Source organism: Azospirillum terrae, assembly GCF_053470425.1.
In genome coordinates this window covers 72,015-96,564 of the sequence record NZ_JBPXMR010000007.1, presented here as the reverse complement: position 1 = coordinate 96,564, position 24,550 = coordinate 72,015, and the positions used below count along the sequence as shown (strand labels likewise).

The 24,550-nt window shown below is 68.7% G+C and carries 26 protein-coding genes; 11 read left to right on the top strand and 15 right to left on the bottom strand.

Annotated elements, in window-relative coordinates; translation table 11 throughout:
* The 3 genes from hpnA (at position 1) to ACSVDD_RS19090 (ending at position 3,266) form a co-directional block, all read left to right on the top strand.
* Positions 1-987 carry a hopanoid-associated sugar epimerase gene (hpnA, locus tag ACSVDD_RS19100; RefSeq protein WP_448190976.1) on the top strand — a complete coding sequence of 329 codons (987 nt, stop codon included), beginning with the start codon at positions 1-3 and terminating at the stop codon, positions 985-987.
* A gap of 102 nt (positions 988-1,089) precedes the next feature.
* The gene (locus ACSVDD_RS19095) at positions 1,090-2,154 is read left to right on the top strand and encodes a lysylphosphatidylglycerol synthase domain-containing protein (RefSeq protein ID WP_448190975.1); all 1,065 of its coding nucleotides are present in this window, start codon (positions 1,090-1,092) and stop codon (positions 2,152-2,154) included.
* Positions 2,151-3,266, top strand: coding sequence for a radical SAM protein (locus ACSVDD_RS19090; RefSeq protein ID WP_448190974.1), 1,116 nt, complete (start codon positions 2,151-2,153; stop codon positions 3,264-3,266). Before ACSVDD_RS19095 ends, ACSVDD_RS19090 begins: the two co-directional genes overlap by 4 nt.
* 10 nt (positions 3,267-3,276) lie before the next feature.
* On the opposite strand, the gene ACSVDD_RS19085 is transcribed toward ACSVDD_RS19090, so the two are convergent.
* On the bottom strand, positions 3,277-3,483 hold the full coding sequence (locus ACSVDD_RS19085; RefSeq protein ID WP_448190973.1) for a hypothetical protein: 207 nt from the start codon (positions 3,481-3,483) through the stop codon (positions 3,277-3,279).
* Between the two features lie 66 nt (positions 3,484-3,549).
* Between ACSVDD_RS19085 and ACSVDD_RS19080 the strand changes: the two genes are divergently transcribed.
* The 4 genes from ACSVDD_RS19080 to ACSVDD_RS19065 all read left to right on the top strand — a co-directional run bounded on the left by ACSVDD_RS19080 (position 3,550) and on the right by ACSVDD_RS19065 (position 6,865).
* On the top strand, positions 3,550-4,722 hold the full coding sequence (locus tag ACSVDD_RS19080; RefSeq protein ID WP_448190972.1) for a ParA family protein: 1,173 nt from the start codon (positions 3,550-3,552) through the stop codon (positions 4,720-4,722).
* A 130-nt stretch (positions 4,723-4,852) separates the two neighbouring features.
* Positions 4,853-5,953: a Do family serine endopeptidase gene (locus ACSVDD_RS19075; RefSeq protein WP_448190971.1), complete on the top strand. Its 1,101-nt coding sequence runs from the start codon at positions 4,853-4,855 to the stop codon at positions 5,951-5,953.
* Positions 5,954-6,236: 283 nt separating this feature from the next.
* Positions 6,237-6,569 (top strand): c-type cytochrome, encoded by a 333-nt coding sequence (locus ACSVDD_RS19070; RefSeq protein WP_448190970.1) that lies wholly within the window; start codon positions 6,237-6,239, stop codon positions 6,567-6,569.
* Entirely contained in the window at positions 6,566-6,865 is a 300-nt protein-coding gene (locus ACSVDD_RS19065; RefSeq protein WP_448190969.1) for a c-type cytochrome, read from the top strand. The genes ACSVDD_RS19070 and ACSVDD_RS19065 overlap by 4 nt, the downstream gene beginning before the upstream one ends.
* Here ACSVDD_RS19065 and fba read toward each other — a convergent pair.
* From fba to ACSVDD_RS19030, 7 genes are read right to left on the bottom strand one after another with little or no spacing between them, the layout of a single operon-like run.
* Positions 6,841-7,896 (bottom strand): class II fructose-bisphosphate aldolase, encoded by a 1,056-nt coding sequence (gene fba / locus ACSVDD_RS19060; RefSeq protein WP_448190968.1) that lies wholly within the window; start codon positions 7,894-7,896, stop codon positions 6,841-6,843. The genes ACSVDD_RS19065 and fba overlap by 25 nt on opposite strands.
* Before the next feature lie 16 nt (positions 7,897-7,912).
* Positions 7,913-9,949 (bottom strand): transketolase, encoded by a 2,037-nt coding sequence (tkt, locus tag ACSVDD_RS19055; protein WP_448190967.1) that lies wholly within the window; start codon positions 9,947-9,949, stop codon positions 7,913-7,915.
* Positions 9,950-9,987: 38 nt separating this feature from the next.
* Positions 9,988-10,863 carry a phosphoribulokinase gene (locus ACSVDD_RS19050; protein ID WP_448190966.1) on the bottom strand — a complete coding sequence of 292 codons (876 nt, stop codon included), beginning with the start codon at positions 10,861-10,863 and terminating at the stop codon, positions 9,988-9,990.
* 28 nt (positions 10,864-10,891) lie between these two features.
* Positions 10,892-11,998 (bottom strand): class 1 fructose-bisphosphatase, encoded by a 1,107-nt coding sequence (locus ACSVDD_RS19045; RefSeq protein ID WP_448190965.1) that lies wholly within the window; start codon positions 11,996-11,998, stop codon positions 10,892-10,894.
* A gap of 17 nt (positions 11,999-12,015) precedes the next feature.
* The gene (cbbX, locus tag ACSVDD_RS19040; RefSeq protein ID WP_448190964.1) at positions 12,016-12,924 is read right to left on the bottom strand and encodes a CbbX protein; all 909 of its coding nucleotides are present in this window, start codon (positions 12,922-12,924) and stop codon (positions 12,016-12,018) included.
* Positions 12,921-13,352: a ribulose bisphosphate carboxylase small subunit gene (locus tag ACSVDD_RS19035; RefSeq protein WP_448190963.1), complete on the bottom strand. Its 432-nt coding sequence runs from the start codon at positions 13,350-13,352 to the stop codon at positions 12,921-12,923. Before ACSVDD_RS19035 ends, cbbX begins: the two co-directional genes overlap by 4 nt.
* Positions 13,353-13,364: 12 nt before the next feature.
* Entirely contained in the window at positions 13,365-14,831 is a 1,467-nt protein-coding gene (locus ACSVDD_RS19030; protein ID WP_448190962.1) for a form I ribulose bisphosphate carboxylase large subunit, read from the bottom strand.
* A gap of 124 nt (positions 14,832-14,955) precedes the next feature.
* On the opposite strand from ACSVDD_RS19030, the gene ACSVDD_RS19025 reads away from it, so the two are divergent.
* The 3 genes from ACSVDD_RS19025 (at position 14,956) to ACSVDD_RS19015 (ending at position 16,736) form a co-directional block, all read left to right on the top strand.
* Entirely contained in the window at positions 14,956-15,942 is a 987-nt protein-coding gene (locus ACSVDD_RS19025) for a LysR family transcriptional regulator (protein WP_448190961.1), read from the top strand.
* A gap of 115 nt (positions 15,943-16,057) precedes the next feature.
* Positions 16,058-16,387, top strand: coding sequence for a hypothetical protein (locus tag ACSVDD_RS19020; RefSeq protein WP_448190960.1), 330 nt, complete (start codon positions 16,058-16,060; stop codon positions 16,385-16,387).
* Between the two features lie 100 nt (positions 16,388-16,487).
* Positions 16,488-16,736 carry a hypothetical protein gene (locus ACSVDD_RS19015; RefSeq protein WP_448190959.1) on the top strand — a complete coding sequence of 83 codons (249 nt, stop codon included), beginning with the start codon at positions 16,488-16,490 and terminating at the stop codon, positions 16,734-16,736.
* A gap of 70 nt (positions 16,737-16,806) precedes the next feature.
* Here ACSVDD_RS19015 and ACSVDD_RS19010 read toward each other — a convergent pair whose 3' ends face one another.
* The 3 genes from ACSVDD_RS19010 to ACSVDD_RS19000 are packed head-to-tail and all read right to left on the bottom strand — an operon-like array spanning position 16,807 to position 21,506.
* Positions 16,807-17,130, bottom strand: coding sequence for a rhodanese-like domain-containing protein (locus tag ACSVDD_RS19010; RefSeq protein ID WP_448190958.1), 324 nt, complete (start codon positions 17,128-17,130; stop codon positions 16,807-16,809).
* A gap of 60 nt (positions 17,131-17,190) precedes the next feature.
* Entirely contained in the window at positions 17,191-20,490 is a 3,300-nt protein-coding gene (locus ACSVDD_RS19005; RefSeq protein WP_448190957.1) for an efflux RND transporter permease subunit, read from the bottom strand.
* On the bottom strand, positions 20,487-21,506 hold the full coding sequence (locus tag ACSVDD_RS19000) for an efflux RND transporter periplasmic adaptor subunit (protein ID WP_448190956.1): 1,020 nt from the start codon (positions 21,504-21,506) through the stop codon (positions 20,487-20,489). The genes ACSVDD_RS19005 and ACSVDD_RS19000 overlap by 4 nt, the downstream gene beginning before the upstream one ends.
* A 136-nt stretch (positions 21,507-21,642) precedes the next feature.
* On the opposite strand from ACSVDD_RS19000, the gene ACSVDD_RS18995 reads away from it, so the two are divergent.
* Positions 21,643-22,944, top strand: a complete 1,302-nt coding sequence (locus ACSVDD_RS18995) for an NAD(P)/FAD-dependent oxidoreductase (protein ID WP_448190955.1) — start codon at positions 21,643-21,645, stop codon at positions 22,942-22,944.
* 44 nt (positions 22,945-22,988) lie between these two features.
* On the opposite strand, the gene ACSVDD_RS18990 is transcribed toward ACSVDD_RS18995, so the two are convergent.
* From ACSVDD_RS18990 to ACSVDD_RS18975, 4 genes are read right to left on the bottom strand one after another with little or no spacing between them, the layout of a single operon-like run.
* Positions 22,989-23,564 carry a Tll0287-like domain-containing protein gene (locus ACSVDD_RS18990; RefSeq protein WP_448190954.1) on the bottom strand — a complete coding sequence of 192 codons (576 nt, stop codon included), beginning with the start codon at positions 23,562-23,564 and terminating at the stop codon, positions 22,989-22,991.
* 41 nt (positions 23,565-23,605) lie between these two features.
* Positions 23,606-23,962, bottom strand: a complete 357-nt coding sequence (locus tag ACSVDD_RS18985) for a carboxymuconolactone decarboxylase family protein (protein WP_448190953.1) — start codon at positions 23,960-23,962, stop codon at positions 23,606-23,608.
* Between the two features lie 16 nt (positions 23,963-23,978).
* On the bottom strand, positions 23,979-24,182 hold the full coding sequence (locus ACSVDD_RS18980) for a YgaP family membrane protein (RefSeq protein WP_448190952.1): 204 nt from the start codon (positions 24,180-24,182) through the stop codon (positions 23,979-23,981).
* Complete coding sequence (locus ACSVDD_RS18975; RefSeq protein ID WP_448190951.1) at positions 24,179-24,520, bottom strand: ArsR/SmtB family transcription factor; 342 nt, start codon at positions 24,518-24,520, stop codon at positions 24,179-24,181. Before ACSVDD_RS18975 ends, ACSVDD_RS18980 begins: the two co-directional genes overlap by 4 nt.
* Positions 24,521-24,550 lie beyond the last annotated feature (30 nt).

Below are 24,550 nucleotides of genomic sequence, written 5' to 3'. Positions count from 1 at the left end.
TTGACCATCCTGGTGACCGGTGCCACGGGGTTCGTCGGGTCCGCGGTGGCGCGCCGCCTGCTCGCGCAGGGACGGCGCGTGCGCGCGCTGGTGCGGCCCTCGTCCGACCGCTGCAACCTGGAGGGACTTCCTCTTGAGATCGTCGAAGGCGACCTGCTGGACTCCGCGTCGCTGGAGCGCGCCGTCGAGGGCTGCGGGGGGCTGTTCCACGTGGCCGCCGACTATCGGCTGTGGGTGCCCGACCCGCAAGCCATGCACCGCGCCAACGTGGAGGCGACTCGCACGCTGATGCTGGCGGCGCTGGCGGCCGGGGTGCCGCGGGTGGTCTATACGAGCAGCGTGGCGACGCTGGGCATCCTCCCTGGCGGTGCCGCCGACGAGGAAACGCCGTCCAGCCTCGCCGACATGATCGGCCCCTACAAGCGCTCCAAGTTCCTGGCCGAGCAGGAGGTGCGCCGGCTGGTGGCGGAGCGCGGCCTGCCGGCGGTCATCGTCAACCCGTCCACGCCGATCGGGCCGGGGGACGTCAAGCCGACGCCCACCGGGCGCATGGTCGTCGATGCCGCTGCCGGCCGGATGCCGGCCTATGTCGACACCGGCCTCAACATCGCGCACGTGGACGACGTGGCGGAGGGGCATTGGCTGGCCTTCCAGCGGGGAACGGCCGGCGAGCGCTACATCCTCGGCGGGGAGGACCTGAGCCTGCGCGAGATCCTGGTCCTCATTGCCGGCATGGTCGGCCGACGTCCGCCGCGCGTCCGCCTGCCGCACCGCGCCGTGCTGCCTGTCGCCTACGCCGCCGAGGCCGTCGCCCGGCTGACCGGCGGCGCCGAGCCGCTGGTCACCGTCGATGGCGTGCGCATGGCGAAGAAGTGCATGTTCTTCAGTTCCGCCAAGGCGCAGGCGCAGCTCGGCTACCGCGCCCGTCCGGCGCGGGACGCGCTGGCCGACGCCGTGGCTTGGTTCCGCACAAACGGCTACGTCTGAACGGGCATGGATTTCGCGCGCTGGCCGTAAGCACAGTGGCGCGACGGGGGGCTGCCCGCTAGGCTTGTGCGCGGCGCCTGCACCAGCATCGGCGGAGGACGGATGAGCGACAGTCCCCAAGGAAGCGACCGCTCCCGAGGAGGGGCCGCCGCGGCCCGCCAGTTGCGGCGCGGCCTGCACAACGGCGCGCTGCTCGGCGTGCTGGCACTTGGGGTGATCGTGTTCCTCAACCGGGACGATTTTTCCGGTGCGGGGGCCGTGCTGGCCGACGTGCCGGTCGCGCTCGCGGTGTCCGTGGCGGTCCATCTGCCGCAGATCATCCTGACCGGGCTCGCGTGGCATGCGTTGCTGCCCGCGGCGGGGCGCCCGCCGGCCGCCACCATGGGCCTGCTGCGCTGGTACCGCGAGTCCGCCAACGCTCTGCTTCCGGCGGGCGCCCTGGTCGGTCAGGCGGCGGCGGCGCGGCTGGTGGCGCGGTGCGGCGTGGCCGGGGATCTGGCCGGGGCGACGGCCACCGTCGATCTGACAATGGAAGCGGTTTCGCAGTTCTTCTTCACGCTGGCGGGGGTGGCGCTGCTGCTCGCCAGCCGCGGCGATGACGGTATGGCGGAGTTCGCCCTGGCCGGCATCGGCGTCGCCGCGGCCGGAGTCGTCGCCATGATCGCCGCGCAGCGCCGGTTGCCGCTGCGCTGGCTGGAGACCGTGGCGGAACGTCTGTCGCGCCGCTGGCCGGCGCTGCGGCCGGACTCGATCGCCGCCTTTCAGCGGGCGGTGCTGCGCCTGCACGGCGAGTGGCGGTCCCTGGCGCTGGCCTTCCTGTGCCACACCGTCGCCTGGGGATTGGGCGCGGTCGAGGTGGCCGGCGTGCTGGGGCTGCTGGGGCATCCGGTCAGTCTTGCCGACGCGCTGGTTATCGAAAGCCTCTCCCAGGCATTGCGCAACGTCGGATTCATGCTGCCGGGCGCCGCCGGCGTACAGGAGGGGGCGGTGGTCGCCGCCGCGGCCCTGGTCGGCGTGCCGCCCACCGCCGCGCTCGGCGCCGCCCTGGTGCGCCGGACGCGGGAAGTGCTGTTCGGGCTGCCGGGCCTCGTCGCCTGGAAGCGGTCCGAAGACAAGGGATCCGGCTTGGCCGGACAAGCTTATGCCGGGGCGGAGGCGGACGAATGAGCGGTGGACCGAGCCTGCCGGACCTGTTGCGGCTGGTGCCTTGCGGCGGCCCGGCGATCTGCAACATTTCCGTCACCAACAGCTGCAACGCCACGTGCAGCTTCTGCAACTTCGCCCACGACAAGGGCGTGGTGACGGATCGGCGCTGGCTGGACGCGGAGCGGTTCGCCGAAGCGCTGACCCGGCTGCGTGACCGGGCGGGCGTGCGTTTCGTCACCTTCATGGGGGGCGAACCCCTGCTGCACCCGAACATCGCGGAGATGGCCGCGACGGCATCGGGCCTGGGCGTGCAGCCGACGCTGGTGACCAACGGGTGGCTTCTGCCGGCGAAGCTCGACGCGCTGGTCGCGGCGGGAGTGACGACGCTGTTCATTTCCATCGACGCGGCGGACGCCGGGGTCCACGAGACGAATCGCGGCCTCAAGGGCGTGTGCGACCGCATCCGGGAGGCGACGGCGCGCATGGCGGCGTATGGCGTGACGCCCATCGCCTCGGTCGCGATGACGCGGCTGATCGGCGATTACGGCGCGCTGGCGGCGTTCCTCAAGACGCTGGGCTTCGCCGCGGTGACCTTCTCCTACCCGCGCAAGGCGGCGCTCGGCTCGTCGTCGCTGGTGTGGTCGGAGGACAGCGGCCTCGTCGATCTATCGCCGGACGAACTGATCGCCGCCTTCGACGCCGTGGACGCCGTGCGGCCGGTCATCCCGGTGTTCAACCCCAGCGCCTCCGTCGCCGACATGAGGCGGCGCCTGCGCGGGGAGGCCGAGCGTTTTCCCTGCCTCGCCGGATACAAGTATTTCTACCTGGACTGGAACTACGATCTCTGGCGCTGCGAGGACTGGCGGGAGCCGCTCTGCTCGGTATGGGATTTCGAGGCGTCGCGCATGGTCCGCGACGGCTGCCAAGCCTGCATGACGGACTGCTACCGCGACGCCAGCGTCATGCTGCACTTCGCCGTGGCGCTCGGGGACGCGTTCGCGCGGCTGTGCGAGGGACGCCTGGGAGCGGCGGCAGCCGCGCTCGCTGATCGGCGCAACGCCGTGTCGCTGGGGGCGGTGATCGACCACGGAAGCCGGCTCAGCCGGCTGGCCGGTTTCGGAACCTCGCGGTAGGGCTGCCGCCCTAAGGCCCGGTGATCGGCTCCAGGCCGACTTTGCGCAGGGCCTTCACCGCGCGCTTCAGGGCTGCATCCGTGTGCCGCGCCTCGTCGGTGCCCGCGTAGCCGTCCTCCGTCATGCGGACCAACTCCGGCATGGAGGTGCGGTAATAGCGCAGCCGGTCCTCGGCGGCACGCAGAGCCTCGGCAAGTTCCCTGGTGTCGGCGTCCATGCTGGCTCCCTTTGTTGCCGTATGATCCAAGGTAGGGAACGGCTTTGCCCGCGTGAAGGGTCCGGGGTGAAAACCGGTGTCCGCGCGCCGGGGCATGAAAGGAGGCTTGTGCAAACCAGTGGCAGGCTTCAGTTTGGCCCGCGCGAGGGACCGGTTATGCCAGAGCAAATTCATATGAGCAGCTACAACGACGTGTTCGAAGGCCAGGAGACGCGGCAGCCCGTCATCTTGTCCGTGTACAATCAAAAGGGCGGCGTTGGAAAAACGACGTCCGCGGTGAACCTCTGCATCGCCCTGACCGCGTTGGGAAAGAGCGTGGTGTTGATCGACTTCGATCCGCAAAGCAGCGCGTCGGGCAATTTCCCCATTAAGAGCGAGGCGAAGGTCAACATCCACGACCTTCTCAACCAGGATGTCTTCATCGAGGATGCCGTCTCGCCGACCGCCTTCGACGGCCTGTCCATGGTCTCGGGCGCGCGCAAGCTGTACTCGCTCGAACACGCGCTGGACCGCCAGGGCAACACGCAGCGCAAGCTGCGCCAAGCCCTGCGGTTTACGCGCAATCCGCCGGACTATATCGTCATCGACTGCCCGCCGGCGCTGGGGCATCTGGCGGCGGCGGCTCTGGCGGCGTCGGACCGACTGATCATTCCGATCTTTCCCGGCGGTTACGCCCTCGATGGGCTCAAGAGGACGCTGTCTGTAGTCGATCACATTCAGAAGGGCATGAATCCCGACCTGAAGGTCGCCGGCATCCTGATGCTCTCGGTCACCAACGATCAGGTTGGCCGCGACTCGCTGGCTAAGGTCAGCGCCGAATACCCGAATCTGATGTTCCGCACGGTCATCCCGTACGACGCCGACGTGGTGAAGGCGACGTACAAGCGCATGCCGGCCTCCGTCTTCAACCCCGAGGGACGGACGGCCGCGCGGTTCCTGGCGCTGGCGTGGGAAATCATCAACGGGCGTGGTTCGGCGGTGGCGGAGGCTGAGCAGGCGCAGGCGCTGCAACGCATTCAGCAGTGGTACGAAGCGACGCGGGCATCCTACACGGACGCGCCCAACACCACCGCCCAGCGGGTCGGCTCGTTCTCCGAAACGGAGCCGGCGCGGGCGCGGAAATCCGGGACCGGCGCGTTTCTCGTGGGTGTGATCCTGGGGCTGGCTGGCGGGCTGGCGGGCGGGGTCGCGATGAGCGGGCGCATCCTCGAAATGCTGCGAGCGCAGGGGCTGTTCTAGAACCGCGGAGTCCACACGATTCGGGTATAGACGGCCGTCTGTCGTGGCAGGTCGGCGGCCGGCCTCTTGACGGAGAATTTGGCCTCACCCACGTCGAATGGCGCTGGTCCCTTTGCGAAGGAGTGCAGCCATGCTTCGACGCTTGTCCTGCTCTGCCACGCTCTTCGTGTTGCTTGCGTTCGCATTTCCGGCTGCCGGGTTCGCCCAGGATGTCGCGGTCCCGACCCTGGCGCCGATGCTGCGCACCGTCACGCCGGGGGTGGTGAACATCGCTGTGCGCGGGCACACTGAGGCCGACAACCCGCTGCTGTCCGATCCCTTCTTCCGGCGCTTCTTCGATCTGCCGGATCACGCTCCCCAGCGCGAGACCAGGGCGGCCGGGTCCGGCGTCATCGTCGATGCGCGCAACGGCTATGTGCTCACCAACAACCACGTCGTCGAGAACGCCGACACCATCGACGTCACCACCAAGGACAAGCGGCAGTTCCGGGCCAAGCTCGTCGGCCGCGATCCGCAGACGGAAATCGCCGTGCTGAAGATCGAGCCGAACGCTCTGACGGCGGTGCCCCTGGGCGACAGCGACCGGCTGGAGGTCGGCGACTACGTGGTGGCGATCGGCAACCCGTTCGGCCTCGGCCAGACCGCGACCCAGGGCATCGTCAGCGCGCTGGGGCGCAGCGGCATCGGAGAGGGATACGAGGATTTCATCCAGACCGACGCCTCGATCAATCCGGGCAACTCGGGCGGGGCGCTGATCGACTTGCGCGGCCGGCTGGTGGGCATCAACACGGCCATCCTCGCACCCAGCGGCGGCAACATCGGCATCGGCTTCGCGGTGCCGATCAACATGGCCCGCCAGGTGATGGAGCAGATCCTCCAGTACGGCGAGATCCGGCGCGGCCGCATCGGCGTTGCCGTCCAGGACCTGACCCCGGAGGTCGCCGAGGCGATGGGTATTCCCATGACCCAAGGCGGTGCCGTGGTCGGTGAGGTCGAGCGCGGTTCGCCGGCCGACCATGCAGGAATCCGCCGTGGCGACGTTATCGTCGGCATCGATGGTGGGCCGGTGCAGAGCGCGACTCAGGTCCGCAACCACGTAGGGCTGAAACGCGTCGGTGACCGGGTCGAGCTTGTCCTGGATCGCGGCGGCAACCGTCGCACCGTCATCGCGACCATCGAGAAGGCGCCCGTCCGGGACAGCCGGGAGCAACTTGGCCTTGAACGGCGCTGACGCGTTAGAGGATGAGATAATTACGGTCCGCAAGTCCTGTGGCCGGATCACTGCTTGCTTTGGCCCGTGCCGGTGCCGGGTGGTTCCTGTCCGCCAACATCGCCGCGGGCTGACAAGGCTGGGTGCTTGCTCAAAAAGCGCATGAAGGGATCGCGCAAGGCGATAACTTGATTTTTTCTTCATGTGGCCTACCACGTTTGGAAAATAGACAGGATGGCCGTGTAATTCTATTTTGCGCGTGGAGAACGTCCCGCCACATCAGCCGGAAGGACTTCGAACGGAGATGAGGCGAATCCTGCTCGTGATGGGGCTTCTGGTGACCGGTGCCGGTGCGCTGGCCGCAACCGATGGTCCGGGGAGTCCGACCTCTGGCCGCCGGCTCGCTGTCGAGATGTGCGGCGGGTGTCACGTCGTCGCGCCGAACCAGGAGCGCGGCAACAGCGCCTCGCAGGCACCCAACCTCATGCAGCGGGTGCGCGACCCGGCGATTACCGAACTGGCGCTGCGGAGCTACTTGCAAACGTCCCATCCGGTCATGCCGAACATCATGCTGAGCCAGGACCAGACGGACGACATCATCGCCTACCTGCTCACCTTCAAGAAGGGCGCGCCATGATCCGACGTGCCTGCTGCATCATTGCCCTTGTTCTGGCCGCCGGGGGTGCGCAGGCGGCAGATCCCGCGGCAGGGCGTCGGATCGCCGACCAGTGGTGCTCGTCCTGTCACGTGGTCGCCAGCCGCGGCGGGACTGACGCTGTCCCCACCCTGGAGAGCATCGCCAAGGATCGGCACCGGAGCCCCGACTGGCTCCGCCAATGGCTGAGCGATCCGCATCCGCCGATGCCCAACCCCAGCCTCACGCGCGCGGAGATCGAGGACGTGGTCGCCTATCTGGAAAGCCTCGCGCGGTAGAACTGCATCGCCATTCGGTCCAGCGGCAGCGGTGCGATCTTCAAGGCTTGCCCGGCCGAGCCGAACGCCTCGAACCGGTCGCGGCAAAGGTCGCGGGCGGCCCTGGTCGCGTCGGCGAGGAATTTGCGAGGATCGAACTCCTCAGTTCGGGTCATCATCATGCGGCGCAGGCTGCCGCTCATGGCGAGGCGGATGTCGGTGTCGATGTTGACCTTGCGCACGCCGTTGCGGATGCCTTCCTGGATCTCGGCGATGGGCACGCCGTAGGTCTCGCGGATGCTGCCGCCGTGGGCGCGGATGATCTCCAGCCACTCCTGCGGGACGGAGGAGGAACCGTGCATCACCAGATGCGTGTCAGGGATACGCGCGTGGATGGCGCGGACGCGGTCGATGGCCAGAACGTCACCGGTCGGCCGCCGGGTGAACTTATAAGCACCGTGGCTGGTGCCGATGGCGATGGCGAGCGCGTCCACGCCGGTGCGTTCCACGAAGTCCGCGGCCTGCTCGGGATCGGTCAGCAACTGGTCGTGCGACAGCTTCCCCGCGGCGCCTGAGCCGTCCTCCTCCCCGGCGTGGCCGGTCTCCAGGGAGCCGAGGCAGCCGAGTTCGCCCTCCACCGACACGCCCACGGCGTGCGCGAAATCCACCACGCGGGCGGTGACGCGGACGTTGTAGTCGTAGGTCGCGGGCGTCTTCATGTCCTCCAGCAGCGAGCCGTCCATCATCACGCTGGTGAAGCCGGAGCGGATGGCCTGCTGGCAGACCGCCGGGCTGGCGCCGTGGTCCTGGTGCAGGCAGACGGGGATGTGCGGCCACATCTCCACCGCCGCCTGCACCATGTGGCGCAGGAAGGGCTCGCCGGCGTACTTGCGCGCTCCGGCAGAGGCCTGGAGGATCACCGGGCTCATGCAGTCGTCCGCTGCCTGCATGATGGCCTGGATCTGCTCCATGTTGTTGATGTTGAAGGCCGGCACGCCGTAGCCGTGCTCGGCCGCGTGGTCGAGAAGCTGTCGAAGCGAGATCAGGGCCATCGGAGACATCTCCTGTTCAGGTGCGGCACAGCGCCTGTGCCCGTTGCGCCACCGCGTCCGCGGTGATGCCGAAATGGCGGTAGAGGTCGCCGGCCGGCGCGGACTCGCCGTAGCGGTCGAGCCCGACCACGTCGCCGTCCAGGCCGACGTAGGCGCGCCATAGTCCGGTTGCTCCAGCCTCCACCGCCAACCGCGGAACGCCGTCCGGCAGCACCGCCCGGCGCCACGCCGGGTCCTGGCGTTCGAACGCTTCGCAGCAGGGCAGGGAGACGACGCGGGCAGCGATGCCGCGCTCGGCCAGCAGCGCCCGTGCTGCCATGGCGACCGCAACCTCCGAGCCGGTGGCGATCAGGACCACGCTGGGGTGGCCGTTCTCGGCGTCGGCCAGCACGTAGCCGCCGCGGGCGGCGCTCGCCGGGTGTCCTGGCTGCGCCGGTAGGGATTGACGCGACAGCAGCAGCGCCGTTGGCCCGTCCGCCCGCTCCACCGCGGCACGCCACGCCACCGCGGTTTCCAGCGCGTCGCAGGGGCGCCAGACGTCCATGTTCGCCATTAGGCGCAGGCTGGCGGCGTGCTCGATGGGCTGGTGGGTGGGGCCGTCCTCGCCCAGGCCGATGCTGTCGTGGGTGAACACGTAGACCACGCGCAGGCTCATCAGCGCCGCCAGACGCAGGCCGTTGCGGGCATAGTCGGAGAACACCAGGAAGGTGCCGCCGAAGGGCAGGTATCCGCCGTGCAGCGCTACTCCGTTCATGATGGCGGCCATGGCGAACTCGCGCACCCCATAGTGGACATGGCGTCTGTCGCAACCCTTCCAGTTCGTGAGGTTGGAGCCGGTGAGGTCGGCCGAGCCGCCCAGCATTTCAGGCAGCAGCGCCGTCAGGAACTGGATCGCCTGCTGCGAAGCCTTGCGGGTGGCGACGGTTTCGGCGTGCTCGGCGACGGCGGAGATCCAGATGTCGGCTGCGGCGGCAAAGTCCTCCGGCAGATCGCCCCGCATGCGCCGCAGGAACTCCGCCGCGAGGTGCGGATGGGCCTGGGCGTAGCGGTCGAAGCGGGCCTGCCATTCGGCTTGTGCCGCTGTGCCGCGTTCTCGGGCATCCCAGGCGGCGCGCACATCGTCGGGCACCTCGAACGGTGGTGCGGTCCAACCCAGCGCCCCCTTGGCCGCTGCCGCTTCGGCGGCGCCCAAGGGGGCGCCGTGCACGTCGTGGGTGCCGGCCTTTGCTGGCGAGCCGTGGCCGATCACCGTCTTGCAGCAGACCAGCGTCGGCTTGCCGCAGGGCTGCAAGGCTTCAGCGATGGCACCGTCCAGTGCCTGCGTGTCGTGTCCGTCCACGTCGCGGATCACCCGCCAGCCGTAGGCCTCGAAACGCCGCGGCGTGTCGTCGGTGAACCAGCCCGCGACGGGACCGTCGATGGAGATGCCGTTGTCGTCGTAGAAGACCACCAGCTTTTCCAAACCCAGCGTGCCGGCCAGCGAGCAGGCCTCGTGGCTGATCCCCTCCATCAGGCAGCCGTCGCCGACGAAGCAGAAGGTGCGGTGGCCGACGATGCCGTGGCCCGGCCGGTTGAACTCCGCCGCCAGCAGCCGTTCGGCCAGCGCCATGCCCACGGCGTTGGCGAGGCCTTGCCCGAGTGGACCGGTGGTCGTCTCGACGCCCGGCGTGACGCCGTGTTCCGGGTGGCCGGGCGTGCGCGAGCCCAACTGGCGGAAGCGCCGCAGCTCCTCCGCCGACAAATCGTAGCCGGTCAGGTGGAGCAGGCCGTACAGCAGCATGGAGCCGTGGCCATTCGACAGCACGAAGCGGTCGCGGTCGGTCCAGCGCGGGTCGGCCGGGTTGTGGCGGAGGTGGCGGCGCCACAGCGCCTCGGCGATGTCGGCCATGCCCATGGGCATGCCGGGATGGCCGGAGTTTGCGGCCTCCACCGCGTCGATGGCGAGCACGCGCAGCGCGTTCGCCAGCCGGTGGCGGTCGGCGGTGTGGTCGGTGGTGCCGGGCGGCAGCAGGGCAAAATGGTCCGGTTCGCGGACCTCGACGGTCGCGGTCATGGGCGGTTTCCTTCCGCTGAATGGTTCTCAAGGCGCTCTCAGAACGCCTTCTTCTTGCGGTCCATGAGCTGCCAGATCATCGGCGTGAAGATCAGCTGCATGGCCAGCGCCATCTTGTCGCCGGGGCAGACGATGGTGTTCGGCCGCGTCATGAAGCTGTCCTGCAGCATGGACAGCAGATAGGGGAAGTCGATCCCCTTGGGGTTGGCGAAGCGGATCACCAGCATGCTCTCGTCGGTCGTCGGGATGTCGCGGGCGATGAAGGGGTTCGAGGTGTCCACCGTCGGAACGCGCTGGAAGTTGACGTGGGTGTTGCTGAACTGCGGGCAGATGTACGTCACGTAATCCGGCATGCGGCGCAGGATGGTGTCGACGATGGCCTCCGCGGAATAGCCGCGCGTGCTGCGGTCGCGGTGGATCTTCTGAATCCACTCCAGGTTCACGATGGGCACGACGCCGATCTTCAGGTCGCCGTGCCGGGCGATGTCCACCGTCTCGGTGCGCACGCAGCCGTGCAGGCCCTCGTAGAACAGAAGGTCGGTGCCGGGCTCGATCTCCTCCCACTGGGTGAAGGTGCCGGGCTCCTGGCCGTGGGGTTCGGCTTCCTGGGCGTCATGCAGGTACTTGCGGGTGCGGCCGGCGCCGGTTTCGCCGTAGGCGCGGAAGAGGTCTTCCAAGTCCTCGAACAGGTTGGCCTCCGGCCCGAAGTGGCTGAAGGTCGGGCGATGGCCCTCCTGCGCCTCTTGGACGCGGGCGCGCATTTCCTTGCGGTCGTAGCGGTGAAAGCTGTCGCCCTCGACGATGGCGGCGGTGAGGGTCTCGCGCCGGAAGATCTGCTGGAAGGTGCGGGTGACGGTGGTCGTTCCGGCGCCCGAGGACCCGGTGACGACAATGATCGGATGCTTGACCGACATGGACGTGGTCCTCTTTGGTCCTCTGGGCTCAGTCCTGAGGCGCGGTTTCGGGGGCGAGGAACAGCGAGCGGGTGCCGAACAGCGGGGCGTGGAACGTCAGATCCTCGCCGCGGTCATGCGCCGTGTGGTAGGCGACGACCCGCTCCACCTCCGCTTTCGAGCCGAGGATCACCGGCACCTTCTGGTGCAGCCCCTGCGGCTGAACGTCGAGGATGCGCTCGCGTCCGGTGCTGGCGGCCCCGCCGGCCTGTTCGACCAGCATCGCCATGGGGTTCGCCTCGTAGAGCAGGCGCAGCCGGCCGGGCTTGTGCGTCGGGCGGGTGTCGCGCGGGTATAGGAAGACGCCGCCGCGGATCAGGATGCGGTAGACCTCCGCCACCAGACAGGCGATCCAGCGCATGTTGAAGTCCTCGCCGCGCGCACCGGTCTTACCGGCGATGCACTCCGCCACATAGCGGCGCACCGGCGGTTCCCAGAACCGCTCGTTGGAGCTGTTGATGGCGAACTCGCAGGCCCGCTCGGGGATGCGCATGTTCGGGTGGGTCAGCATGTAGGCGCCGATCTCCCGGTCCATGGTGAAGCCGTGCACGCCCGCCCCGAAGGTGGCGATGATCATGTCCGCCGGCCCGTACAGCGCGAAGCCGGCCGCCACCTGCTGCGTGCCGGGCTGTAGGAAATGTTCCTCCTCCGGCTCGTCCACGCCCTTGGGCGCCTTGAGGATGGAGAAGATGGTGCCAACCGTCAGGTTGAGGTCCAGGTTGGACGAGCCGTCGAGCGGGTCGAAGACCAGCAGATAGCGGCCCCGCGGGTATTCGCGCGGGATGGCGTAGGGGGCGGGCATCTCCTCCGACGCCATGCCGCAGAGCTGGCCGCCATACTCGCAGGTGCGCAGCATGAGGTCGTTGGCGATGATGTCCAGGGGCTTCTGCACCTCGCCGTGGGTGTTGACGGCGGCCGGTTCGGGTGGTGGCCCAGAGGAAGGCTGGATGAGCGCGCCGCGCGCGACCGCGGTGGCGATGAACTTGCACGCGGTCTGGACGTCGTTGAGGAGCGCCGTCAGGTCGGTGTCGGCCCCGCCGCGGCGGCGCTGGTCCTGGATGATGAACTTGCTGAACGTCGCGCGGCGGTGGGGCATGGCGTTTCCTCATGTTCTTATTGTGTGAAGACTCGGCTGTTGCGGATGTCCTCTTCGGCGATGGTGGACAGCGTGTCCGCGTCCACCGCCCGCTCGCGCGCCGCGAACAGCCGGTTGGCTTGGCGCAGGCGGGCGCGGTCGAGCGCGTTGCGGATCGAGCGCGCGTTGGCGAAGCGCGGCTGCGCCATCCGGCGGGTGATGTACTCGCTGAGCGCGCGCTCGGCGTCCGGGGCGAGGCGATAGCTCATGCCGTCCACCATCAGCCGGGCGATCTCCAGCAGCTCGCCGGCCTCGTAGTCGGGGAAATCCACATGGTGGGCGATGCGCGAGGCCATGCCGGGGTTGGACTTGAAGAAAGTGTCCATGCGGTCCTTGTAGCCGGCGAGGATCACCACAAGGTCGTCGCGGTTGTCCTCCATCACCTGCAAAAGGATCTCGATGGCCTCCTGGCCGTAGTCGCGCTCGTTCTCCGGCCGGTAGAGGTAGTAGGCCTCGTCGATGAACAGCACACCGCCCATGGCCCGCTTCAGCACCTCCTTGGTCTTCGGGGCGGTGTGGCCGATGTACTGGCCGACCAGATCGTCGCGGGTGACGCCGACCACATGGTTGCGCCGGATGTAGCCCAGGCCGTGAAGGATGCCGGCCATGCGCCGGGCGACCGTGGTCTTGCCGGTGCCGGGGTTGCCGGTGAAGCACATGTGCAAGGACGGCGGCTCCGCCTTCAGGCCCAGTGACCGCCGCGCCCGCTCGACCAGCAGCAGTGCCGCGATCTCACGGATGCGGGTTTTCACCGGGGTCAGCCCGACCAGCTCGCCGTCCATCTCCGCCAGCATCGTGCCGATGCCGGCGTCGCAGTACAGCGCGTCAAGGTTCACGGTCTGCGGGGCCGTCTGCGGCCGTTCCAAGGTTTCCGCCGCGCCGGTCATGCGGCCCCCGTGTCGTAGCGCCGCCCCTGCGGACGGCCGGTGGCGTAGCTGCGCAGCATGTAGCCGATGCGCCGGCCCGGCCCCTCCGAGCGCACCAGCTCGAAGCCGGGTTCCTCGGCTGGGCGGTTAACGAGGAAGGACATGCGCACCGTCTCGAACCCCTCCGAGCTGTCGAAGGCCAGCATCTTGACGTACTGGTCGGGATGGTCCCGGCGGCAGGCGTCGATCTCCATCATCACGCCCTTGGCGTCCCGGAGGTCGAACATCGGGATGCCCCACATGCTCCAATAGCTGTTGCGCGGGTGCGGGTCGTCGGTGAACTCCACCGCCACCGCCCAGCCCTGGTCGAGGGCGTATTGCACCTGCTTGGTGATCTCCTCGTCCGTCAGGTCGGGCAGGAAGGAGAATTGGCCTTGGGTCAAACGCATGAGGTCTTCTCCTCACATGACCATGGTGGGGGTGGGGACGTAGTCGACGCTGTCGGTGGACGCGTAGTCGAAGGTGACGTCCTTCCAGGTGTCCAGCGCCGCCCGCAACGGGGCACACCAGCGCGCAGCGTCGCGCAGGATCTCCGGCCCCTCGGTCCAGATGTCGCGGCCCTCGTTGCGGGCCTTGACCATCACTTCCAGCGCCACGCGGTTGGCGGTGGCGCCCGCTTGGATGCCGTCGGGGTGGCCGATGGTGCCGCCGCCGAACTGCAACACCACGTCCTCGCCGAGATAGGTGAGCAACTGGTGCATCTGCCCGGCGTGGATGCCACCGGAGGCCACCGGCATCATGCGGTTGAGGCTCGCCCAGGGCTGGTCGAAGAACACCCCGTGCTGGAGGTTCTGCGGCACGTGCGTCTCGCGGCAGGTGTCGTAGATGCCGCGGATGACGTTGGGGTCGCCCTCCAGCTTGCCGACCACGGTGCCCGCGTGGATGTGGTCCACACCCGCCATGCGCATCCACTTGGCGATCACCCGGAACGACACACCGTGGTTCTTCTGCCGCGTGTAGGTCGAATGTCCGGCGCGGTGCAGGTGCAGGATCATGTCGTTGCGGCGCGCCCACTTGGCCATGGACTGGATGGCCGTGTAGCCGATCACCAGATCGATCATGACAATGACGCTGCCCAATTCCTTGGCGAACTCGGCGCGCTCGTACATGTCCTCCATGGTGGCGGCGGTGACGTTCAGGTAGGTGCCCTTGACCTCTCCGGTCTCCGCCATGGCGCGGTTCACGCCTTCCATGCAGTAGAGGAAGCGGTCGCGCCAGTGCATGAAGGGCTGCGAGTTGATGTTCTCGTCGTCCTTGGTGAAGTCGAGCCCGCCGCGCAGCGCCTCGTACACCACGCGCCCGTAGTTGCGGCCGGACAGACCCAGCTTCGGCTTCATGGTGGCGCCGAGCAGGGGGCGGCCGAAATTGTTCAGGCGCTCGCGCTCGACCACGATGCCGGTCGCCGGTCCCTGGAACGTCTTCAGGTAGGCGACGGGAATCCGCATGTCCTCCAGCCGCAGCGCCCGGAGAGGCTTGAAGCCGAAGACGTTGCCGATGATGGATGCGGTGAGGTTGGCGATCGAGCCCTCCTCGAACAGGTCGAGTTCATAGGCGATGTAGGCGAAGTACTGGTCCGGCGCGCCCGGCACCGGATCGACGCGGTAGGCCTTCGCCCGGTACTTCTCGCAGTTGGTCAGGCGGTCGGTCCACACCACGGTCCAAGTGGCGGTCGAGCTTTCGCCGGCCACGGCGGCCGCGGCTTCCTCGGGATCGACGCCATCCTGCGGCGTGATGCGGAAGACGGCGAGCACGTCGGTGTCCTTCGGCTCGTAGTCGGGCTCCCAATAGCCCATCTGCCGGTACTTCAGGACGCCGGGCTTGTACCGGGCCTTCAGGTCGGTCGGTTGCTTGCCTGCGACGTAATTCATGGTCGTCACCTCACCGGAGCCGATTGTTCGTTGTCCGGATGGAACGCTAGCAGTGTGTACTATTGAGGAAAATTCAAATACACTTGGCATTATGAATAGGAATCCCTAGCGTATTGCCCAACCGATGACGATCCAGCACGCGACGCTCCGCCAGTTGCAGATCTTCGCCGCCGCCGCGCGCACGCTCTCCTTTGCCCGCGTGGCGGAGCGGTTCGGCCTGACGCCCGGCGCGGTTTCCTTTCAAATCAAGCAAGTAGAGGGACACTGCGGCTTCCCATTGTTCGAGCGGGTGGGGCGCCGCGTCGTGCTGACCGAGGCCGGCCGCGACCTGCTGGAGCACGCGACCACCATCCTTCAGGCGCTCGACGACGCCGACCGGCGCATGGAAGCGCTGAAGGGGGTAACCGGTGGCAACGTCGCCATCGGCTTGGTGAGTACCGCCAAATACATCGCTCCCCACATGGTGTCCCGCTTCCAAGCCGAGCGGCCGGGCGTGTCGATCCACCTCCAGGACGGCAACCGGCGTGAGGTGAACGCGATGGTGGCCAACGGGGAGGTGGACCTCGCCATCATGGGCCGCCCGCTCGACGAGGCGGAAATTGTGGCCGAACCCTTCGCCCGGCATCCCAGCATCATCGTCTGCGCGCCCACGCACCCGCTGGCCGATGCCGGCGCGCTGCGCCTTGCGGATCTTGCCGGCAGCGACTTCATTGCCCGCGAGGAAGGGGCGGGGACGCGGGCGCTGATGGCCGGGTTCTTCCAGGAGAGCGGCTTTGCACCCCGCGTGGTCATGACCTCCAGCAGCAACGAGACGATCAAGCAGGCGGTCATGGCGGGTATCGGCGTGGCACTGATCTCCCGCCACACCGTTGGATTGGAACTGGGGCTGGGCCTGCTGCGGGAACTGACCGTGGAGGGGCTGCCGCTGATGCGGTCCTGGTACGTCGCCCACCGCCGCAGCCTGCCGCTGCTGCCCGTGCACGCGCAGTTGCGGAGTTATCTGCTGGAGCACGGCCAGGGCATCATCGACGCTATCGACGCCGGCTACCGCGCCTTCCGCACCCCGGAAGCGGGCCGGCGGTCCCGCCGGATCGAGGGGCGCCCGGATTGAGGGGCAGGTGCCCTTTTTTTGTTGTCGTGCTAGAGTGCCCAAGGGTGCTATTTCCGCCGCCCCGAGCGCGGACGGCCCCTCGATCCGCGCGGACAACCAGAGTTGCTTTCAGCCCATGACCATCGACCCGTGCATCCAGGCGAGCCGCCTCCTGTCCGACGCCATCACCACGTACCTGACCGCCAGCAAAGCCCTGACCAAGGCGTCGGAACACGCCGCGCAGACCAGCACGGGGATGGACGGTGCCGCGCGCCGTGAGGCCTATCAGGCGCTGACCGAACTTGGCGACAAGGTCCGTCTGGCGCAGCGCAACGTCGGCCGCGTTGTCCAGAGCGTCCGCAAGGTTCTGCCGCCGGCCGACATCGAGGCGATCGCCAGGAAGCTCGATGGCCGGGACAGCTTGGACAGCGTCGCCCTGCTGGTGAAGACCGCGCTGGCCGGCTAGCCGGCTTATCTCTCTTGGGCAGGGCTTTACGTCGGCTGCGCACTGGAGCCCGCGCGGGTCCGCTACGACCTCCCTTCAGCCAGGAGCGGTGGAGGAAGGCATGAGCGCGGACATCGAAGCCCAACGCGGTTTGCTGGTGAAGCTCCGCAGCATGGTGGAGCAATACGAGCGTTGCAGCCTCAAGGGCGCAGCGCTGATGCGCGGCACCCGCTATCAGATGGCGGTGGATGCGACCGACGTGAACGGCGACCAGTGCCTGTTCCCCGCCTGCGGGTGCCCCAAGGCCGACTGCTCCCAGCCGCCTCCCAGCCGCCCGCAGATCCTTTGGAAGGGGACGCTGCGGCCATAGGCATGCCCCATTCGATTCGCCTGCGGGGCGTCATCCCGGCCATCGCGGCGGCATCGGCATGGCGCTCTCGTCAGCGCTCCACTGGGCCAGAGGCCGCCATCCAAGCGCCCATGCCGCCGCTCAGCCGGTTGATCTCACCGGTGAAGCCGCTCTCCACCATCTTCGCGGCCGCCGGACCGCAGCGGCGGCCGCTCTGGCAGTGGAAGATCAGATGCTTGCCCGGCTCGACCGGCACGCGCCGCGGGTCGAAGGCGGAGAGCGGGTTCAGCAGGGCGCCGGGAATGTGCGCGGCGCGGTGCTCGTTCGGCTCGCGGACGTCCACGATGGTCGCCGAGCCCTCCTTCAGCCACGCCATGACGGTGGCAGCATCGACGGTCCTGATCTGCTCGCTCATGGCGTTTTCCTTTCGGCTGAGTCCCAGGAAATTCAGAAGGCTCTTCATGGTCGGTTCCCTTCATGGTTCGGCCGGCTGCGGGTCCGGGACGCGCATGCGACGCACCGGCGGTGGCTCTGCGTGGAGCGGCGCGGCAGGCGGATCGCTGCGCAGCACGACGTAGATCGCCGGGATCACCAGCACCGTCAGCAGCGTCGAGCTGAGCAGCCCGAACAGCATGGAGATGGCGAGTCCCTGGAAAATCGGGTCGGTCAGAATGAAGGCGGCGCCGATCATCGCCGCCACCGCGGTCAGCAGGATCGGCTTGAAGCGGATGGATCCTGCCTCCAGCACCGCGTCGCGCAGCGGCATCCCGCGCCCGTGCAGGTGGCGGATGAAGTCCACCAGCAGGATGGAGTTGCGCACAATAATGCCCGCCAGGGCGATGAAGCCGATCATCGAGGTGGCGGTGAAGGCTGCGCCGAACATCCAGTGTCCGAGCAGGATGCCGATCAGCGTCAGCGGCACCGGCACCAGCACCACCAGCGGCAGCTTGAAGCTGCCGAACTGCGCCACCACCAGCAGGTAGATGCCGAGGATCGCCACCGCGAACGCCGCGCCCATGTCGCGGAAGGTGACCCAGGTGATCTCCCACTCGCCGTCCCACAGCAGGCTGGGCCGGCTCTCGTCGTCGGGCTGGCCGTGCAGAAGCACGGTGGGCGGCGCACCGAGGCCCGCGGCCTTCCAGTCGATGGCGGACAGGCGCTCGTTCACCGCCAGCATGCCGTAGACCGGCGCCTCGTAGCGGCCGGCCAGTTCGGCCATGACCATCTCGGCGAAGCGGCCGTTGTGGCGGAAGACGGGGAACGACGCCGGCTCGCGCGTCAGGGTGACGAGGTCGCCCAACTCGACCGTGCCGCGTTTACCGGGCACGGGCGTCGCCAGGATGCGCTCGGACAGGTGCAGGGCGGAGGCCGGCAGGCGCACGGCGATCTCGATGGGGGCGCGGCCGGCGCCCCGGTGCGAATAGCCGACCGGAACGCCGTTCATCAGCGCCTGCAGCGTGTCGTAGACCGCCTGTTCCTCGACGCCGTGGAACTCCAGGCTCTCGCGGTCGAGCGCGACGCGCAGCCGTTCGGCCGGGCGGCGGAAGCTGTCGTCCACGTCCACCACGAAATCGACTTGGCCGAACGCCTGCTCGACCAGTCCGGCGGCTTTGCGGCGCGTTTCTGCGTTCGGGCCGTAGACCTCCGCCAGCAGGGTGGACAGCACCGGCGGACCGGGCGGCACCTCGACCACCTTGACCGACGTGCCGGGGGGAACCGGCACCGCCTTCAGCCGCTCGCGGATGTCCAGGGCGATGGCGTGGCTGGCGCGGCTGCGGGCGGATTTGGGCGCGAGGTTGACCTGGAGGTCGCCCTGCTCCGGCCGGGCGCGGAGATAATAGTGGCGCACCAGCCCGTTGAAGTTGAAGGGGGCGGATGTCCCGGCGTAGGCCTGCACGCTCGCCAGCTCCGGCAGGCTGCGCAGCGCTTCGGCGGCCATCAGCAGCGTGCGGCCGGTGTCCTCGACCGACGCGCCCTGCGGCAGGTCCACCACCACCTGAAGCTCCGACTTGTTGTCGAAGGGCAGCAGCTTGACGGTCACGTCCTTGCTGTAGAACAGCACCGTGGAGAGCAGCGTGGCGATGCCGACGGCCAGCAGGAAGCTCCAGGCGCGCCGGCGGTTCGACACGATGGGTGCCGCGACGCGGCGGTAAAGGGCGCCCAGCAATCCGCCGCCATGATGCCCGCCGCCCTGTCCTTCATCGTGCGCCGGTGCGGCGCCGGGGCGCAGCTTCACCATCAGCCAGGGCGTCAGCACCATGGCGACGAAGAAGCTGAAGATCATGGCGGCGGAGGCGTTGGCCGGGATCGGGCTCATGTACGGGCCCATCAGGCCGGAGACGAACATCATCGGCAGCAGCGCGGCGATCACCGTCAGCGTGGCGACGATGGTCGGGTTGCCGACCTCCGCCACCGCCTCTATGGCCGCCTGGATCTTCGAACGGCCGTCCTTCATGGCCCAGTGGCGGTCGATGTTCTCGACCACGACGATGGCGTCGTCCACCAGGATGCCGATGGAGAAGATCAGCGCGAACAGGCTGACGCGGTTGATGGTGTAGCCCATCAGCCAGGACGCGAACATCGTCAGCAGGATCGTCGTCGGGATGACGACCAGCGTCACCGCGCCCTCGCGCCAACCGATGGCGAGCACGATCAGAACCACGATGGACAGCGTGGCGAGGCCGAGATGGAACAGCAGCTCGTTCGCTTTGTCCTCCGCCGTCTCGCCGTAGTTGCGGGTGACGGTGAGCGTCAGGTCCTTGGGCAGCGACGTCTCTTGGATGGCGTGCACGCGCTCCAGCACGCGCTCGGATATGGTCACAGCGTTGGCGCCGGCCCGCTTGGCGACCGCGATGGTGACCGCGGGGAGCCGGGTCAACCCGCCGCCCGTCTTTTCTGGGCCGTCCGGGACGATCTGCCAGGCGCGGCTCTCGTCCGGCCGCGCGCCAGCGACGATGCTCGCCACGTCCTTGACGTAGACGGGCCGGCCGTCCTGGGTGGTGATCAGCAGCAGGCCGATGTCAGCCACGCCCTGGAAGGTCTGCCCGGCGACCACGGGCAGACTGCCGCCCTGTGCCCGCAGCGCGCCGACCTCGAAGGAGCGGTTGGCGTTCTTCACCTTGTCCACGAGCTGGTTGAGCGTCACGCCGTAGAGGGCCAGGCGCTCCGGGTCTGGCTCGACGCGGATCTGGTCGGGGCGGCCGCCGGAGAGATAGGTGAGGCCGACGTCCTCCACCTTGACCAGTTCGGACAGCAGGTCGTCGGCGACGCTGCGCAGCGCGGTGTCGTCCCAGCGCGCCGCGGCGTCCGGCTTCGGCGCCAGGGTCAGCGTCAGGATCGCCACGTCGTTGATGCCGCGGCCGACGATCAGCGGCTCGGGAATGCCCAGCGGGATGCGGTTGAGGTTGGCGCGCACCTTCTCGTGAACGCGCAGGATCGCCTCGTCCGACGGGGTGCCGACGCGGAAGCGGGCGGTGACCACGGCGCCGTCGTCCTGGGTCTGGCTATAGGTGTGCTCGACGCCGTCGATGCCCTTGACGATCGCCTCCAGCGGCTTGGTGACCAGCTCCACCGCGTCGTCGGCCTTCAGCCCGTCGGCACGCACGTGGATGTCCACCATGGGCACGCTGATCTGCGGTTCCTCCTCGCGCGGCAGGCTGATCAGGGCCACCATGCCGAGGACGAGCGAGGCGAGCAGCAGCAGCGGCGTCAGGGGAGAGCGGATGAAGGTCCGCGTCAGGTGCCCGGACAGGCCGAGAGGGGCGTCGGGGGTCATCGTGCCGGCTCCGGCCTGACGATGGCCTCGCCGGGCCGGAGGCCGGACAGGATCTCCAGCCCGCCGCCACGCCCGGCGAGCGCCGGCACCACGCCGCCGACCTGCACCGGCGCCTCGGTGCCGTCGGCCAAGCGCACGAAGTCGGCGCCCAGGCGGCGGGCGACATAGTCGGGCGGAATGATGATGGCGTCGCGCGTGCCGGTCGCCACGTAGACGCGTACCCGCTCGCCGACGAAGAAGTCGCCCAGGCCCGCGACCTCGGCATCGGCGACCACTTGGCCGCCGGCCATCTCCGGATAGACCTGCGTGACGTGGCCGCGGCGCAGCTCCGCGGGTTCCGGCGCCGTGGCGAGGCCGCGGCCGCCGACCATCACCGGGTCGCTGACGCGGATGAAGCGGGCGTGCCGCTCCGGCAGGCGCAGGCGCAGCACGTAGGTGTCCATCGCCAGCGTGGCAACCGGTTCGCCCGGCATCACCACCGCGCCGCCGATGACCTCCACACGCAGCACGCGCCCGCCGGTGGGGGACAGCACCTCGCCCTCCTGCAACTGCTGCTCGATGACGGCGCGCTCCGCCTTCATGGCGGCGGCCTGGGCACGCACCACGTCCAGTGCGGTTTGCGCGTCGTCCAGGCGCTGCTGCGTGCCGGTGCCGCTGGCGCGCAGGGCGCGGGCGCGGGTCAGCTCGGCCTCGGCCTGGCGTTGCTGGGCGTCCAGCGACTGGATGCGGGCGTCGAGCGCGGCGCGCTGCAACGGCAGCTTGGGATCGCGGACCGTGGCGATCACCTGTCCGGCGGCCACCCGGTCGCCCTCGGTGATGCGCAGGTCGGCCACGGTGCCGGCGATCCGGGCGCGCGCGCGGGTTTCATGCACGCTCTCCACCGTGGCGAAGACAGCCTTCAGGTCCTCCGTGGGATGCGCCGTGATGGTGAGGCGGTCGCCGGCGGTCTGGGCGAGAGGTGCCGTGGGCGCCAGAAGCGTGGCGGCCAGCAGCAGAAAATGGGGTGTCAGGCGCATTGGAGGCAGGCTCGCTGGTGAGCGAAGGATGATCGTTGACTCTCAGGTTAGCAAAATCTAATTTAGTGTCAACGAATATAACGGGCAAGGTGCTCCGGCGAAGCGGGGCGGCCCGAACAAGCGAGGGGAAACGCCCATGGCTCACATCGTGGTTCTCGGCGCCGGCATCGGGGGCATCCCCATGGCTTACGAGATGAAGGACCGGCTTGGTCCGGACGACCGGCTGACGGTCGTCTCGAACACCGACAGCTTTCATTTCGTGCCGTCCAATCCCTGGGTGGCGGTCGGCTGGCGCGCGCGCAAGGACATCACCGTTCCGCTGGCCGAGCCGTTCCGCAAGCGCGGCATCGCGTTCCGCACCGAGGGCTGCACGCGCGTCATGCCGCAGGAGAACGCGCTGGAGCTGGGCGACGGCAGCCGCCTTACTTACGACCAGCTCATCATCGCCACCGGCCCCGAACTGGCCTTCGATGAGATCGAGGGGTTCGGCCCGGACGCCAACACCGTCTCGATCTGCCACGTGGACCACGCGGTGCGGGCGGCCGAGCGGTGGGAGGAGTTCTGCCGCGATCCCGGCCCCATCGTGGTGGGGGCGGTCCAGGGGGCGTCCTGCTACGGCCCGGCTTACGAGTTCGCCATGATCGCCGACGCCGACCTGCGCCGCCGCAAGATCCGCCACAAGGTGCCGATCACCTTCGTCACGTCGGAACCTTACATCGGCCACCATGGCCTGGGCGGGGTGGGCGACACCAAGGGGCTGCTCGAATCGGCGATGCGCGAACGGCACATCAAGTGGATCACCAACGCCCGCGTCGAGCGCTTCGACCCGGACGCGGTGCAGGTCACCGAGGTTGACGAAGACGGGCAGGAGAAGGCGAAGCACGCCGTCCCCTCGCGCCTGACGATGATGCTGCCGGCCTTCCGCGGCATCAAGGCACTGCAAGGGGTGGACGGGTTGGTCAACCCGCGCGGCTTCGTACTGACCGACAAGCGCCAGCGCAACCCGACCCACCGCAACGTCTTCGGCGTCGGCGTGTGCATCGCCATCCCGCCGGTGGAGAAGACGCCCGTGCCGGTGGGGGTGCCGAAGACCGGCTACATGATCGAGTCCATGGTGACCGCCACCGCGCACAACGTCGCCGCCCTGCTCGCCGGACGCGAGCCGGTGGAGGAGGCGACCTGGAATGCGCTGTGTCTGGCGGATTTCGGCGACACCGGCGTCATCTTCATCGCCATGCCGCAGATCCCGCCGCGCAACCTTAACTGGTCGGCGCAGGGCAAATGGGTGCACATGGCCAAGATAGGCTTCGAGCGCTACTTCCTGCGCAAGGTCCGCCGCGGCGTCAGCGAGCCGGGCTACGAACGCTACGTGCTCAAGTTGCTGGGGGTCAGCCGCCTGCAGGATCAGCACGCGGAACCGCCAATGATGGCGGGGTGAGGTGAAGAGCGCCCCTCTCCAGGGCGGGAGAGGGGCGCGCCGGACTACAGCCGCTTGGAGAAGGAAAAGGCGCCGCGCATGTCGCCGGCCTTGAAGCCGGTCGCGGTGTCGCCGGGGTAGAGTTCGTCGAGCTTCGCCTTGACCTCGGGCTTCAGCGTGGTGCCGTGGCAGGTCAGGCACAGTTCGCCGGTTGGGATCGCCTTTATCAGGTGGAAAACCTTTCCGCCGTTCTCCTCCACCGTCTCCGCGCGGGTCAGCGTGGCGATGTCGCTGCCGCCGGCAAGCCGCGACTGGAACTCCTCCAGCGCCGTCCGTTCGTAGGAGGACGGCTGGGCGGTGGGATTGCGCGCCTTCAGGCTGGTGCGGCGGATGGTCCAGCCGCTCCGGGAGCCGATCTCCGCGGCGATGCGCGGCGCCGCCTCGTGGCAAACGCCGATGGCGCCGGCCGGACCGTCGCGGTCGATGGCGCCCTTGAGCGCGGCGCCAAGGGTGTCGGCGTACTCCTTGATCAGTGCGGCGCCCTCGGCCTGGAGGGCGGCCGGGTCCTGCGCGGCGGCGGGGACCTGGGCAGCGAGCAGCAACGCCAGCCCGGCGAGGGCGGCGGGGATGGGGGCGTTCATGCGGCGGGTGTTCCTTCCGTGCGGGCTCAGGCTATGCGGGATCAGGCAGGCTGGCGCTGGGTCTCGAACTGGTCGAAGGCTTCGAGCGCCTGCGCGGCGTACATCACCGATGGGCCGGCGCCCATGTAGACCGCCATGCCCATGGTCTCCAGCACCTCCTCGCGCGTGGCGCCCTGCTTCACGGCGGCCTCGGCGTGGAAGGCGATGCAGCCGTCGCAGCGCGTCGCCACGCCGATGGCCAGCGCGATCAGCTCCTTGGTCTTGGTGTCCAGCGCGTTCGCCTTCAGCGCCGCCTGGGCGATGGCGGAGAAGCCCTTCATCACCTCGGGCGCGCCGCCGCGCAGCTCGCGCACGGCTCCGGTCAGCTCGCTCGCCATCTGCGGCCAGTTCTTGTGCATGGTGGATCTCCGAAGGTCAGGCGAAGGCTTGGCCTGGCCGGACGCCGAGTCGCTTGAGGGCGATCGCCAGGGGGCAGAAGCCGGTGAAGGCAGCTTGGAACAGGTTGGCGCCGACGAAGGCGGCCAGCCACAGCCAGCGCGGATCGTGGAACTGGGAGAGGGCGAGGCTCGCCAGCACCATGGTGCCGGCGAAGGCCATCACCACGCGGTCGATGGTCATGGGGAAACCTCCTCAGGGACGGGGATGGGGCGTGGCGGAGCGGGTTCCACGCAGTAGATGCCGTGCAGCGTCTCCATGACCTGCGCCGCTTCCGCGCTGGCCAGCGAATAGAAGATCTGCTGCGACGCCCGGCGCGTCTTCACCAGCCCCTCGGCCCGCAGCCGGGCGAGGTGCTGGGAGAGCGCCGACTGGCTCAAGCCGACATCGGCGATCAACTCGCCGACCGAACGCTCACCGGTCGCCAGCCGGCAGAGGATGGCGAGGCGATGCTCGTTCGCCATGGACTTCAGCAGGGCCGCGGCTGAGCGGCAGTTGGAGGCGAGATCAGATGCATTCATGAACACTAAATTAGAATGTACTAACTTAAG